This window comes from Spirosoma arboris, from assembly GCF_009754945.1.
Lineage (GTDB): Bacteria > Bacteroidota > Bacteroidia > Cytophagales > Spirosomataceae > Spirosoma > Spirosoma arboris.
In genome coordinates this window covers 212648-225950 of record NZ_WPIN01000007.1, presented here as the reverse complement: position 1 = coordinate 225950, position 13303 = coordinate 212648, and the positions used below count along the sequence as shown (strand labels likewise).

The 13303-nt window shown below is 46.6% G+C and carries 15 protein-coding genes; 4 read left to right on the top strand and 11 right to left on the bottom strand.

The window, feature by feature from the left end; genetic code table 11:
- Positions 1 to 90: 90 nt before the first annotated feature.
- The 4 genes from GO755_RS19925 (at position 91) to GO755_RS19910 (ending at position 2216) form a co-directional block, all read left to right on the top strand.
- The gene (locus GO755_RS19925) at positions 91 to 591 is read left to right on the top strand and encodes a Dps family protein (RefSeq protein WP_157587051.1); all 501 of its coding nucleotides are present in this window, start codon (positions 91 to 93) and stop codon (positions 589 to 591) included.
- Positions 592 to 684: 93 nt separating this feature from the next.
- Positions 685 to 1137 carry an NUDIX domain-containing protein gene (locus tag GO755_RS19920; protein WP_157587050.1) on the top strand — a complete coding sequence of 151 codons (453 nt, stop codon included), beginning with the start codon at positions 685 to 687 and terminating at the stop codon, positions 1135 to 1137.
- A gap of 41 nt (positions 1138 to 1178) precedes the next feature.
- On the top strand, positions 1179 to 1625 hold the full coding sequence (locus GO755_RS19915; RefSeq protein WP_157587049.1) for a DinB family protein: 447 nt from the start codon (positions 1179 to 1181) through the stop codon (positions 1623 to 1625).
- Positions 1626 to 1652: 27 nt separating this feature from the next.
- Positions 1653 to 2216, top strand: coding sequence for a GNAT family N-acetyltransferase (locus tag GO755_RS19910; protein ID WP_157587048.1), 564 nt, complete (start codon positions 1653 to 1655; stop codon positions 2214 to 2216).
- On the opposite strand, the gene GO755_RS19905 is transcribed toward GO755_RS19910, so the two are convergent.
- The 11 genes from GO755_RS19905 to GO755_RS19855 form a co-directional block, all read right to left on the bottom strand.
- Positions 2187 to 3566 carry a sodium:solute symporter family protein gene (locus GO755_RS19905; protein ID WP_157587047.1) on the bottom strand — a complete coding sequence of 460 codons (1380 nt, stop codon included), beginning with the start codon at positions 3564 to 3566 and terminating at the stop codon, positions 2187 to 2189. The genes GO755_RS19910 and GO755_RS19905 overlap by 30 nt on opposite strands.
- Before the next feature lie 109 nt (positions 3567 to 3675).
- Entirely contained in the window at positions 3676 to 4530 is an 855-nt protein-coding gene (locus GO755_RS19900) for an inositol oxygenase family protein (protein ID WP_157587046.1), read from the bottom strand.
- Positions 4531 to 4614: 84 nt separating this feature from the next.
- A complete protein-coding gene (locus GO755_RS19895; RefSeq protein WP_157587045.1) occupies positions 4615 to 5703 on the bottom strand; it encodes a serine hydrolase domain-containing protein in 1089 nt (362 codons plus the stop codon).
- Between the two features lie 5 nt (positions 5704 to 5708).
- Positions 5709 to 7361: a sodium/sugar symporter gene (locus GO755_RS19890; RefSeq protein ID WP_157587044.1), complete on the bottom strand. Its 1653-nt coding sequence runs from the start codon at positions 7359 to 7361 to the stop codon at positions 5709 to 5711.
- A gap of 97 nt (positions 7362 to 7458) precedes the next feature.
- Positions 7459 to 8802: an acetyl-CoA carboxylase biotin carboxylase subunit gene (accC, locus tag GO755_RS19885; protein WP_157587043.1), complete on the bottom strand. Its 1344-nt coding sequence runs from the start codon at positions 8800 to 8802 to the stop codon at positions 7459 to 7461.
- Between the two features lie 89 nt (positions 8803 to 8891).
- Complete coding sequence (gene accB, locus GO755_RS19880) at positions 8892 to 9374, bottom strand: acetyl-CoA carboxylase biotin carboxyl carrier protein (protein ID WP_157587042.1); 483 nt, start codon at positions 9372 to 9374, stop codon at positions 8892 to 8894.
- Between the two features lie 92 nt (positions 9375 to 9466).
- The gene (gene efp / locus GO755_RS19875) at positions 9467 to 10030 is read right to left on the bottom strand and encodes an elongation factor P (RefSeq protein ID WP_111345705.1); all 564 of its coding nucleotides are present in this window, start codon (positions 10028 to 10030) and stop codon (positions 9467 to 9469) included.
- Positions 10031 to 10116: 86 nt separating this feature from the next.
- Positions 10117 to 11100, bottom strand: coding sequence for a beta-ketoacyl-ACP synthase III (locus GO755_RS19870; RefSeq protein WP_157587041.1), 984 nt, complete (start codon positions 11098 to 11100; stop codon positions 10117 to 10119).
- 86 nt (positions 11101 to 11186) lie between these two features.
- Positions 11187 to 12128, bottom strand: a complete 942-nt coding sequence (plsX, locus tag GO755_RS19865) for a phosphate acyltransferase PlsX (protein WP_157587040.1) — start codon at positions 12126 to 12128, stop codon at positions 11187 to 11189.
- A gap of 146 nt (positions 12129 to 12274) precedes the next feature.
- A complete protein-coding gene (gene rpmF, locus GO755_RS19860) occupies positions 12275 to 12469 on the bottom strand; it encodes a 50S ribosomal protein L32 (RefSeq protein WP_157587039.1) in 195 nt (64 codons plus the stop codon).
- Positions 12470 to 12580: 111 nt separating this feature from the next.
- Complete coding sequence (locus GO755_RS19855) at positions 12581 to 13126, bottom strand: YceD family protein (protein WP_317165915.1); 546 nt, start codon at positions 13124 to 13126, stop codon at positions 12581 to 12583.
- Positions 13127 to 13303 lie beyond the last annotated feature (177 nt).

Sequence of the window (13303 nt, the reverse complement as noted above, 5' to 3'; positions counted from 1 at the left end):
TAAACGAATTAACACATCAATAAAAAACAATACGATGTACATTGAGTTCTTCCTGTGCAACAGGCTTAGTGCCTTAAAACAGACACACTCATGAAAGCTATCAATCAAATCGATGAATTAGATACACCTTCGGATCTGAAGGAAAAAGGCCGTGAAAAGGTCGCCGAATCGCTAAATCGGCTCGTTGCCGACGCGTTTGCACTCTATGTCAAAACGAAGAATTTCCACTGGCATATGTCCGGCAAACACTTCCGCGACTATCATTTGCTGTTAGACGAACAGGCCGATCAAATTTTTGCAACCATTGATCCACTAGCCGAACGCGTTCGGAAAATTGGCGGCAATACCATCCGATCTATCGCGCACATCGCTCAGTTACAGCATGTAAAAGACAACGACGAGGATTTTGTATCGGCGCATGACATGCTGAAAGACCTGGAAGGTGAGAATCGAAAAATGGCGAAGCACATGCGTGAAGCCCACAAGGTTGCCGATGATGCTGATGACGTAGCAACGGCAAGCTTACTTGAGGTATATATCGACGAAACCGAACGGCGAACCTGGTTCCTGTTCGAAACCACACGGGATTAGATTTTTATTTGTCAGCATGACAAAACTAAAAGAGCGGTCGTCTTTTCCGATGATAAATTGGGAAAGACGACCGCTCTTTTATAAGTTGCCAGTATGAAAGTTCGTCCCTCTGCGCTCATCTGGCGGCAAAATGCCAACCAAACCGAAGTCCTGCTCATGCGTTATTGCTACGGTGGTCAGGATGTGTTTGCGTTGCCGGGTGGAAATCCCGACCGGGGAGAGATTCTTCCTGAAACTATCGTCCGTGAAATTCAGGAAGAATTAGGGGTTTCGGTAGACGTCGGGGAAATGGTTCTGGCAGGCGAAATGTTACTTACCCAGCGCAACGACGATGTGCTGCACGTCGTTTTTGCCGCTCGGAATTTAAAAGGTGAACCCGCTCTGAACCCTGCCGAAACTACTGCGCTCGAATTGGTCTGGAAGCCTATAATAGACTTAGGCAGCCTGAATATGTACCCAAACATCGGCGCGAAAATTCTGCCCTGGTTTAGCAGTGCTACGTACTTAGGCTACATCGGACGTATTGAACAGCAATATTTCGGCTAAGGCGAAAACCGGCTCTGGCTGTTTATAAACCCACCACTCTTATGCTTATTCAGACTTTAAAAGCATTGTTCCGGCGCGACCTTGAGCGATTAAGGGACGAAATCGATCTATATAAAGACGAGTCTAAACTTTGGTACATCGAAAAAGGAATTGCCAATTCGGCAGGAAACCTGTGTCTGCATTTGGTGGGTAACTTGAATACGTACATTGGCGCTGAATTTGGTAAAACAGGTTATGTGCGAAATCGGGAGCATGAATTTTCGCTGAAAAATATCCCGAAAGCTGAGCTTCTGTCGATGATTGATGAAACTATGGGCATCGTCGATAAAGCTCTAGACATGGTAACGGATGAACAGCTTGAGGAAGAGTATCCAATGCTGGTATTCGATGAACCGACGACAACGGGCTATTTTCTGGTTCATCTGACAACGCATCTAACGTATCATCGTGGCCAAATCAATTATCACAGACGCTTACTGGATGTATAAATGCCGCAGTAGTCGAGCCCATATTTTTTGACTGGAATTCTGGCATACAACTGGCGTATGGATGAGCAGATTGAAACATCGAGATTAGTTCTTCGAGATTACCGGCCCACGGACCTGGAGTCGATACATGCCTACGTTAGCCAACCTGTGGTCGTTCAATACGCTCCCTGGGGGCCAAATTCACTAGAAGATACGCAGGAATTTCTGGAGGAAGTACAGGAAAGAAAAGCACAAAAGCCACGATTGATCTACGAATTTGCCATTGAACGGAAAGAAGATGGTCGTCAGATAGGCGGCTGCGAACTGGTAATTGATAAACAAATCCCGCTAGAAGCGATTCTAGGCTATATAATTAATCCCGACTATTGGGGCCAGGGCTATGCCACAGAAGTAACCCATAAATTGGTCGAACTAGCTATTCATACGTTCAACGCAAAAACCATTAAGGCTACTTGTGATGAACGCAATAAAGGCTCAATTCGGGTGCTGGAGAAAAGTGGCTTTGTGCAGGATAAAGTAATCGAAAACGATTTTTTGCAGAAAGGGGAAATGAGGACGACCTTAGTCTTTAGATACGCCAATAGGGAGTAAACTTCCCACCACCATAGCTACCGTACTGGCGAGCAAGCCCCACAGCATCGGTGCGATCTCGGTTGCTTGCCAGATGCAGATTACCCACACGCCGAGACCAATGACCATCGCACACAGGCAACCTAGTAAGTTGGCGCGTTTCCAGTAAATGCCCGCTGCGAGTGGCACAAACAGTGAGACAAGACTAAATGCCGACGACTCACCAACGAGGTCGAAAATGTTCGTATCGCGCGTTGTGCTCATCAGGACGCAAGCAACCGAGATAACAACAACAGACCAACGTATTGTTTTCAGTAGTGCCTTGTCGCTAATATCGGGTCGAAAAAACTTCATGACATTCTCGCCAAAGACGGTTGCCGGAGCCAAGATTGCCCCGCTCGATACGCTGAGTATCGCGGATGTAACAGCACCGAAAAACAATACCTGCAAGGGTAAGCTTCCATGCCGCATAACCATGTTGGGAATGATAAGTTGATTGTCTTTCGGTAAATCGGGATGAAGCAGTTTGGCACTTAGGGCAATGAATAGCGGCAGCATGGCTATTGTCAAATACATACCTGAGGCCAAATACGAAGCCCGAACGGATATTTGTTCTGTCTTAGCCGCCATCACACGTTGAAAAACGTCCTGTTGCGGAATGGAACCTAATCCGATAGTGATCCAGGCCGCAATATAGGCCAGCCAGTCTTTGCCCGTTGAGTTGGGTAGCATACGAAAAAAGCCTGCGGGCGTTCGTTTCTCGATGGTTTCCCAACCGCCAACTTCCTGCCAGAGCATAACGCCCAGTACGGCCAATGCCAGAATGATGATGAGGTTATGGAAAAAGTCCGTTACAGAAATAGACCACATTCCGCCCAGCAAGGTATAAATCATAACAATGGCTGCGCTGGCAATGATGCAATATTCTCGAGGAACATCTGTCACCACACTTAGCACGATGCCAATAGCCACGAGTTGGGCAGCAATCCAGCTAAAATAAGAGGGTATCACAATGAGTGCTGATAATAATTCTGCCGATCGCCCGAAACGGATGCGGAAATAGTCGGAGAAGGTGGTGATATTGAGCCGGTAGAGAGGACGGGCAAAGAATGCTCCCACCAGAAACAGGCACAATGCCGATCCAAATGGCTCTTCAATGACAGCCAGAAATCCGCCTTCCACGAATATCGCTGGTGCTCCCATAATCGTTTCAGAACCAAACCAGGTTGCGAACGTTACCGAAGCTGCCAGAAACAGCGGCAATCCGCGCCCGGCCAGTACGAAATCCTGCGAAGTCGTAACGCGACGAGCTGCCCACGCACCCACCGCGACGTTAGAAAGTAAATAAAGGCTTATGAAAAAGAGGAGCATAGAAAACGGTTAAACACGGAGATAACGGAGATTGGCACGGAGTACACGGAATTTTGCCAATCCTCTGTGTACTCCGTGCCAATCTCCGTTATCTCCGTGTTTACTAAAATTACAACTTCAGTGTTGAAGGCAAATATTTCGCAATCAAATCTTCGTAGTATGGCTTCAATTCGCTTACAACCGGTGGTTTTGGGCTTTTCGAGTATAAGTCATATGGATTGAACTTGCGTACCCATTTGAACATCTCATGGTCGTGCTCGTCCATCAGGTGATTGTAGGCCTCCTCCCGGTGCTGCGAGTAGAACGAGTGATACCGCATCATGTACAAAGCTGGTTCCGGCATGTAATTCTTCATGATCTGGTAAAGGTACTCGTCGTGCCCCCATGACATGTGAATGTTGCGCAGGCCACAATTGGGTTCATACACACCATACTTGGTATTGTAGCGCTCGTCGTAACTGTCAGGGTTATTGGCAAAGAACTCAGGATAGACAATCTTATCCGAATGTTTGCAACCAACCGGGAACGTATCACCGACAACAGCCCACTGCGCTTCACCGAACAGACAGAGAACTTTGCCCATATCGTGCAAAAAGCCTGTCAGAACGAACCAATCGGGATGACCGTCGGCACGGATGGCCTCAGAAGTTTGAAGTAAGTGCTGAAGCTGGTCCAGATCAGTATCAGGGTCTGAGTCATCGACCAGGGTGTTAAGGAACTCCGCGACACCCCAAACCGGCAATTCTTTTTTGTCGAATTTCAGAAAATCGCTCTCCTTTTCCCGCACGAAATCATAGGTCTGGTAGGTATGATTCAGGCGATAAAACTCCCGTACGGTATCACGCTCTGGCGTGTCGTAGTTCCGGTAGTCTTCTTTCGACTTGTGTTCAGGTTCGGGATAGCGACTTAGCAGGTCGTCTTCCCACTGATCGAGACTGGCAAGGGGGGCGGTTTCACTTATCATGACGAACTAAAATTTAGACGGTAAATTTACAAATTTATTCCTGTTAATCAGTATGATAGGATTGTTTGTGCATGTCAAAAATTACTATCTGGTTAAGTCGTCCAACGATAGTATATCAGCTACTTCCTGTTGACCAGAATCGGCTAGTATTTTTAAGACGGCTGCCGCATTCGCTTTATTGTCAGCCTTGTTCGAAAAGTATGCCAGAATAAACTTCTTTGAGGGTACCGCAACCACAAAATTGTTGAATCCACAGGTGCTGCCTGAGTGAAACAGAACAGGATCTGTAGACTCCCGAAAGAACCAGCCAGCTCCATAATAACTACCGGGCTTGGCTCGAATAGCCTGCTTCATACGCGTTAGAGCTGATTTAAGATCCAATAAAGTGCCGTTTCTAAGGGCATGTTGCCACTTCTGGTAATCTATTAATGATGTATAAACTCCCCCGTCGCCTTTGGTCGCGCTGGTTACGCTCTGGTCGGAGAAAACGAACGTTTTATCCTTTTGGCGGTAACCCATTGCTCGGTTAGCCATTGGTTTTCCTGCTTCATAAACTACTGACTGATTCATGCCTAGCGGCTGAAAAATTCGTTCCCGAATAAATGAAGCAAAGGACTGCCCTGAAACTCGTTCGATAATTAATGCCAATAGACAATACCCCGAATTACTGTACTGGAATTGGCTTCCCGGCTCAAAATAAAGTGAATCGCGATCTTTCAACAGGGTAAGTACATCGGCATCTAACAATTGCTTACGTTGGTTGGGATTCATAACCGCTTCATAATCCTGAATCCCCGATGAATGCGTTAGTAAATGTCGAATCTGTACTTTCTGACCCACTTTGCTATTAAACGCGGGGAAGAATTTAAGTAGTGGATCATCGAGCGATAGCTTACGGTCTTTCTCTAGGAGTAGAATTCCCATCGCCGTAAACTGCTTGGAAACCGATGCCATACGGAAGTTAGTTTCAGGAGTAATTGGCGATTTCGTCTCAACATTGGCCAGCCCGTATCCTTTCTGATAAACGACTTTACCGTCTACCTCAACCAGTAAGGCAGCTCCTGGCAGATTGGGTTTTGTTGTGGCCCGCATCAACGAGTCGAGTCGTTCGTGGAGTTGAGCTGCTACAGATGTTGACATAAGCAGAAGCCCTGCCAGCAGAAATTTTAGCATTGATTCTACCAGAAAACAGAGTACAGTACGGCCAAAATACTGAAAATTCCGACGGATCCAACAACAAATGAAGGTGTTACCCGGAAGAGACTCCGATCAACGATGATCCCCTTTCTGGGGGCATGACTGGCTGGATCGGTTAGTGAAACCAGGATCATGAGAACGACGTCAATGCAAAATACCCAGGTCGTACGGTGCAAAAACGGAATTGGATCACTCTGAATCCCGACCATATCCATCACTTCCGGCCAGAATTTGAGTAAAGTGGATAAGGGAAGGGTCAGAATAGCCACAGTAAGAGCGGCTCGGTTGGTAGCCCGTTTCCAGAAAAAACCAAGTAAGAAAATAGCAAAAATGCCGGGCGTAATGAAGTTGGTATACTCTTGAATGTACTGGTACACCTGATCGAGTGATCGCAGCATAGGAGCGATTCCGATGGCTATGGCAAACGATACGACAACAGCCCATCGACCAACGTTAACCAGTTTCTTGTCCGACGCATTTTTATCGACGTATTTCTTGTAGAGATCGAGCGTAAAGATGGTCGAAATGGAGTTGCATTTACTCGCGAGTGAAGCAACAACCGCTGCTGTAAGGGCAGCAAACGCCAGTCCTTTCATACCAACTGGCAATAGATTCATCAGTACCGGATAAGCCTGATCGGGTTTCACTGCGCCTGAGGCATCGGTCATGGCTTCACGGAAAAGCCCACTTTGGTAAAGCACAAAGGCTGCAATGCCGGGAATGACGACAATTAACGGGATCATCAATTTCAGAAAAGCGGCAAATAGAATTCCACTCCGAGCTGTCTTGAGGTCGGCACCTAAAGCTCGTTGAACAATGTACTGATTACAGCCCCAGTAGTATAGGTTATTAAGCCACATACCACCTGTTACTAACGCCATACCCGGCAGGACATCGTAATAAGGGTGCCCCTTAGCGAAGAACATATGAAAATGGCCATCTGCTTTTTGCCGCAGAGATAATAAACCATTCCAGACACTAGTCATTCCAAGCGCTGTATCACCTGTGTCTTTTGCTACTAATTGCAGAGCTAAATAAGTAATGACCAAACCGCCGAAAATGAGCACAACCACTTGAATGACGTCCGTATAACCAATCACTTTCATCCCGCCGAGCGTAATGAAAATGGCAAAAACGGCTAACCCAATAGTACAGGCTGTAAAGGAAATTCCGACTAACGACTCAATTGCAATAGCCCCCAAGTACAAAATAGAGGCAAGGTTTACCAAGACATAAACCACCAGCCAGAACACCGCCAGAATAGTACTAACCGTATCACTATACCGCTGAGCCAGAAACTGCGGCATGGTATATATGTGATTTCGCAGGTAGATTGGAATGAAAAAGACAGCGACGATAATCAACACGGCCGCAGCGAACCATTCATATGAGGAAATAGCTAGACCCATAGCAAAGCCTGAACCAGCCATGCCGATGAAATGCTCTGCTGAAATATTTGACGCAATCAAAGAGGCCCCAATAGCCCACCACGTTAAGGAACCTTCGGCCAGAAAGAAATCCGTTGTACTCATTTGGGCCGAGCGTTTCCGCTGGTAAATCCAATAGCCGTAGCCTACAACGATGATAAAATAAACGAGGAAAACGATGTAGTCGGCTGTTGCGAGATGATTCATGCAGGTGGGTAAATGGAAAAAAGACGAGGTGACTTGCCAATAAAGCAAGTCACCTCGTCTTTTCTAATGTAACGCGGGTTTCCACCCGCGCTACTTTTTAAATCTTACTGAAATCAAACGTTTCCAAAAAGGCCGTGGTAAACTGGCCTGAGCGGAACTGAGGATCATCCATCAGTTTGATATGGAAAGGAATCGTAGTTTTGATCCCTTCTATAACGAACTCCTGCAAGGCACGCTTCATGCGCGTAATCACTTCATCCCGCGATTGGCCCGACACGATCAATTTGGCAATCATCGAGTCGTAATTAGGGGGAATGGTATAACCGCTATAGACGTGGCTGTCAATGCGAACACCGTGCCCACCGGGAAAATGTAAGTTCGTGATTTTACCTGGTGACGGGCGGAAACCGTTAGCTGGATCTTCGGCATTGATCCGGCACTCCATCGCGTACAGTTTTGGCGTGTAATTTCGACCCGAAATTTCGGCACCAGCCGCCACCTTGATTTGTTCTTTAATCAAGTCGAAATCCGTAACTTCTTCAGTTATAGGGTGTTCTACCTGAATTCGAGTGTTCATTTCCATGAAATAGAACTCCCCGTGCTTATCAACCAGAAACTCTACCGTTCCGGCCCCTTCGTAACCGATTGCCTGGGCACCTTTGATCGCTGCTTCGCCCATTCGCTGACGAAGGTCATCCGATACTATTGGCGATGGCGTTTCTTCCACTAATTTCTGGTGACGACGCTGAATCGAGCAATCGCGCTCCGACAAGTGGCAAACTTTACCATATTGGTCACCTACGATCTGAATCTCAATGTGGCGAGGTTCTTCTACGAATTTCTCCAGATATAATCCATCGTTGCCAAAAGCAGCCCCAGCTTCAGTACGGGCATCGTTCCAGGCTTTCTCAAAGTCGGCTTCTGACCGAACGATACGCATACCACGACCACCACCACCAGCTGTAGCTTTCACAATAACAGGATAACCCATGTCGGCCGATAGTTTCTTGCCTTGTTCAACGGACTCAAGCAGGCCATCAGAGCCGGGAATTACCGGAACACCAGCAGCACGCATAGTCGCTTTAGCAGTCGCTTTGTCGCCCATGCCGTTAATTTGTTCGGCTGTGGCACCGATAAATTTGATGCCGTAATCCGCACAAATTTGTGAAAACTCGGCATTTTCAGACAAAAATCCATAGCCAGGATGGATGGCATCAGCACCCGTTACTTCGGCCGCTGAGATAATATTGGGAATGCTCAGGTAAGACTGCTTGCTAATAGGTGGACCAATGCAAACAGCTTCATCGGCGAAGCGCACGTGTAAGCTGTCACGGTCGGCAGTTGAGAAAACGGCCACCGTTTTAATGCCCATTTCGCGGCAGGTGCGGATGATTCGCAATGCGATTTCTCCCCGGTTTGCGATTAATATTTTCTTAAACATAATGAGTGAAAGAGTGAAAGAGTGAAAGAGCGAAAGAGTGGATGGATAAGACCCGCAGCTTTCGCTCTTTCACTCTTTCACTCTTTAGATTAAATGGGTTCTACCAAAAACAGCGGCTGGTCGTACTCGACGGGCGTTGCATTCTCAACGAGGATCTTCACAATACGGCCCGATACTTCCGACTCGATTTCGTTAAAGAGCTTCATAGCTTCGATGATACAAACAACTTTGCCTTCGGTTACACTGTCGCCCACTTCTACGAACATGGGCGATTCGGGGTTCGCCGACCGGTAGAAGGTGCCAATCATTGGCGATTTGATCGTAATGTAGTTCGACGTATCAGCTTTGGGAGCCGACACGGCTGGCGCTGCTGCAGCTGTTGGCGTACTAGCAACAGGAGCGGCTACTGCTGGAACAGCAACTACGGGTGCCGCTGGAGCTACAGGAGCTATTGGAGCACCCTGACCATAACGCTTGACACTGATTTTCAGGTCTGTTGTTTCAATGTTGACTTCATCTAAGCCTGATTGCGAAATGAAGTCGATTAGTTGTTGAATGTCTTTTGTGCTCATAGTTTAGGAGCGAGGAGAAAGGAATGAGTCGTGAGGAGTAAAGATTGATTTGCTATCTTCTTACTTCTCGCTTCGCAATCCTCACGACTCATTTATTTCACTCGTTCTACGTAATCGCGTGTGCGGGTATCAACCCGAATTTTTTGACCTGATTCAATGAAGAGCGGCACCATAATTTTGGCTCCGGATTCTACTTCAACCCGTTTTTTAGGGCTGTTGGCTGTATCGCCTTTAATACCGGGCTCGGCATAGGTTACTTCCAGCTCAACGAATGGGGGTAATTCACAGGCAAGCGGAGTGTCGGCATCGGCATTGATCAAAATTTCGACTTCCTGACCTTCTTTCATCAGATCAGCTCCTTCAACAAGTTTTTCGTCTAGATTGATTTGATCGAAAGACTCCTGATCCATGAAGTTATACCCCGCTTCATCTTTGTAAAGGTATTGGAATTTCCGACGTTCAACACGCACAGGGTAAATAGTTGCACCTGAGTTGAATGTATTGTCAATTACGCGGCCCGTTGTGAGGCTTTTTAACTTCGTTCGAACAAACGCTGCGCCTTTTCCAGGTTTAACGTGCTGGAATTCGGTAATTTGAAAGAGGTCGTTGTTGTAGTTTAAGACCAGCCCGTTGCGGATGTCTGCGGTCGTTGCCATGTTAAGATGTATGATGTAAGGTGTATGATATATGATGTAAGGTGCAGAAAGATTCATACACTATAGATCATACATCATATATAAAATTAATAGGCCCACTTTACGTAAGCGGCTCCCCAGGTAAAGCCTCCTCCGAAAGCGGCCAGCACTAAATTGTCGCCCTTTTTCAGTTGCGACTCGTAATCAAACAAGCAAAGTGGAATAGTTGCTGCTGTAGTATTGCCGTACTTATGAATATTCATCATCACGCGTTCTGGCTCAATCCCCATTCGGTTAGCAGTCGCGTCGATAATACGTTTGTTTGCCTGGTGAGGTACCAGCCAAGCGATATCAGCACCGGTTAGATGATTTCGTTCCATGATTTCCGCTGATACGTCGGCCATGTTTTTGACTGCGAACTTGAACACAGACGGGCCATCCTGATAAACGTAGTGCCAGCGTTTTTCTACCGTTTCATGGGTGGGTGGATAACGGCTACCACCGGCTTTCTGGAATAAATGGTTCTGCCCGGTGCCATCTGATTTAATAATGGAATCCTGTATACCAAAACCGTCATCGTTGGGTTCGAGCATAACGGCTCCGGCGCCATCGCCAAATAGCACGCAAGTGGTGCGATCAGTATAATCGACAATTGCCGACATCTTGTCTGCGCCGACAATGATTACCTTTTTGTACTTGCCGGTCTCTATAAATTGAGAGCCTACAGTAAGGGCATAAAGAAAACCGGAACAAGCTGCCTGAATATCAAAGCTTCCTACATTACGAATGCCCACCATGTCGCAGATAAGGTTCGCAGTGCATGGAAACACATAATCGGGAGTAGTGGTCGCACAAATGAGTAAGTCGACTTCTTCGGGCTTTATATTGAGCTTTTCGAGCAAACCTGCCACTGCCTTGGCACCCATATGCGAAGAGCCCATACCTTCGCCTTTCAGAATGTGTCGTTCTTTAATACCAGTGCGGCTTGTAATCCATTCATCATTTGTATCCACCATACGCTCCAATTCGGCATTGGTCAGCACATAGTCGGGAACGTAGCCGTGGATTCCTGTTATGGCAGCTTTACTCATAAGTTCTGTGACTAGTTAGCAAGTAGGGAGTTATCAGTTATTGATTAGTAGTCGTGCCACTAACAATTACGGGTTGCTGACAGTTGCTAACTTAGTGCTTGTGCAATTTTAGTGTATGCATTAGATTCAACCTGTCGGATGGCCAGACCAATCATGTTCTTGATGGCTAAAGGCGATGAAATGCCGTGGGCGATAATCACATTACCATTGACGCCCAGAATTGGGCTGCCTCCCACTGATTCATAATTGGTTTTATCCAAAAATTCATCGCTTAGACCACGTTGACTGGCAACCTTATAAAACGATTCGCCAAGCTTGAACATGGTATTGCCTGTAAAGCCGTCCGTTATAATTACGTCCGCCTTTCCCTCGAAGAAGTCTCCTCCTTCAATATTTCCAACAAAATTAATCCGACGATTTTCTTTCAGGAGCTGATGGGCTGCCTGAGCAACGAGTGACCCTTTTTGTTCTTCCGAACCAATATTCATCAGGGCTACACGGGGCTGGTCAATGCCAAAGATGTATTGGGCATAAATTGACCCCACTACACCAAATTGAGCCAGCATCTCGGGCTTACAATCGGCGTTAGCGCCAATGTCGAGCATGACAGCATGACCGCCTGTAAGTTGCGGCACAAAGCCAGCAATACATGGGCGTAAAATACCTTCGATCGCTTTAATGCTGAACAATGCACCCACATGCATTGCACCTGTGTTCCCTGCGCTGCAAAAAGCATTGACCTGGCCATCCTTCAAAAGCTTAAACCCAACTCCAATGCTGGAATTGGGCTTCTGGGAGAGCGCCTTGGTTGGGTGCTCACTCATTTCGATGATGTCTTCTGCGTTGACCAGTTCAATGTTGGCAACTGCCTCTGCACTGTGCTTCTGCATAAGTGGCTGCAAGGCAGACTGCTTCCCAATTAGCACAATAGTTATATGTTCCGGCAATTCAGCAGCGGCCAGTATAACTCCTTCCACAATTGCTTCGGGAGCGAAATCGCCACCCATTGCGTCCACTGCAATTTTCATTGACTCGGTTTGTTCAATATCTCCCAGATAAGCTGGATTATTAACTAAATACGCGTAAAAATAGGCAGGTAGCAGGCAATAAAAAAGTATTTCGCGTTCATCTTCGGAAAGACGTCAACGAAATACTCCTTTAAAAGCAATACGATTTAGGCCGTTTTGGCGTAATTCTCAATAATCATTTGTCCTTTGTAGAACAGATTTCCTTCAAAAACGTGGGCATGGTGGCGCTGATGCACTTCACCAGTCTGAGCGTCGGTTGAAAGAGCTACTGGAGTAGCCTTGTAATGTGTTCTGCGCTTATCGCGACGGGTGCTTGAGTGGCGTCGTTTGGGGTGTGCCATTTTCTTAAGTTATAAAATTGTCAAGTTATTGAGTTGTAGAGTTGGTGGTTGCAGGGGCTATGAAACCGCTACGGCGGCCCGGTCTACAACGTTATAACTCTATAACTTCATTTAGTTATCACTCAGTTTTCGCAAAGCGGCCCAGCGAGGATCAATAGCCGACTGGTCGTCTGCATCGTTATTTGCTTCTTCGTCACCAGAACGATAAATAACTTTACCATTCTGATCATCGTCATCATCGTCTTCGTCCCGGAAGCGGGGGTGAAGCCGTTTCATGGGAAGTGACAAGCTGATGAATTCAAAAATGTAGCGGGCTACATTAATCGTTGTTGTACTCCGTTCGATGAGTTCAATTTCGTCGCTCAACTCTTCGTTGTGATCACCGAACTTGAGTAACATCGTCTGTTCTGTATCAACAGGCTCATCGTATTCGTCCAGGCTCCGGTCGCAGGTTTGTTCAACCATACCTACGATGTGAAAATCTAGTCGAATCATCGTTTCTGACTTTTCGAGTATTAGATGCGTCTCAACGTTTCCGGCTTTGATCAACTCCTGATCCATAGCGACAAAAAACGACGTGTCCGACGTAAAATCGTACTCGTAGCGTTTGTTGTCCAGACCGACAATGTGAATGTCGTATGCGCGTAATGGATTCACTTCTGTTTCTCTCCGCTTCGGCGGCCCTGTCAAAAATAAGACCGCAAAGGTACGAAATGTTTGTTAATCAGGAAAGTGATGTGTTGAAAAAGGTTTGAGGCATAGTGATTTTTGGCAGTATTATGGGATTAACAGCGCTGAAGAGCGCCTAAAATCCAGTTAATCCTATAAACTTGT

Coding starts and splice junctions, on each gene's coding strand:
- GO755_RS19925 (WP_157587051.1), top strand. CDS start 91: ATGAAAGCTATCAATCAAATCGATGAATTAGATACACCTTCGGATCTG.
- GO755_RS19920 (WP_157587050.1), top strand. CDS start 685: ATGAAAGTTCGTCCCTCTGCGCTCATCTGGCGGCAAAATGCCAACCAA.
- GO755_RS19915 (WP_157587049.1), top strand. CDS start 1,179: ATGCTTATTCAGACTTTAAAAGCATTGTTCCGGCGCGACCTTGAGCGA.
- GO755_RS19905 (WP_157587047.1), bottom strand. CDS start 3,566: ATGCTCCTCTTTTTCATAAGCCTTTATTTACTTTCTAACGTCGCGGTG.
- GO755_RS19900 (WP_157587046.1), bottom strand. CDS start 4,530: ATGATAAGTGAAACCGCCCCCCTTGCCAGTCTCGATCAGTGGGAAGAC.
- GO755_RS19895 (WP_157587045.1), bottom strand. CDS start 5,703: ATGCTAAAATTTCTGCTGGCAGGGCTTCTGCTTATGTCAACATCTGTA.
- GO755_RS19890 (WP_157587044.1), bottom strand. CDS start 7,361: ATGAATCATCTCGCAACAGCCGACTACATCGTTTTCCTCGTTTATTTT.
- accC (WP_157587043.1), bottom strand. CDS start 8,802: ATGTTTAAGAAAATATTAATCGCAAACCGGGGAGAAATCGCATTGCGA.
- accB (WP_157587042.1), bottom strand. CDS start 9,374: ATGAGCACAAAAGACATTCAACAACTAATCGACTTCATTTCGCAATCA.
- efp (WP_111345705.1), bottom strand. CDS start 10,030: ATGGCAACGACCGCAGACATCCGCAACGGGCTGGTCTTAAACTACAAC.
- GO755_RS19870 (WP_157587041.1), bottom strand. CDS start 11,100: ATGAGTAAAGCTGCCATAACAGGAATCCACGGCTACGTTCCCGACTAT.
- plsX (WP_157587040.1), bottom strand. CDS start 12,128: ATGAAAATTGCAGTGGACGCAATGGGTGGCGATTTCGCTCCCGAAGCA.
- rpmF (WP_157587039.1), bottom strand. CDS start 12,469: ATGGCACACCCCAAACGACGCCACTCAAGCACCCGTCGCGATAAGCGC.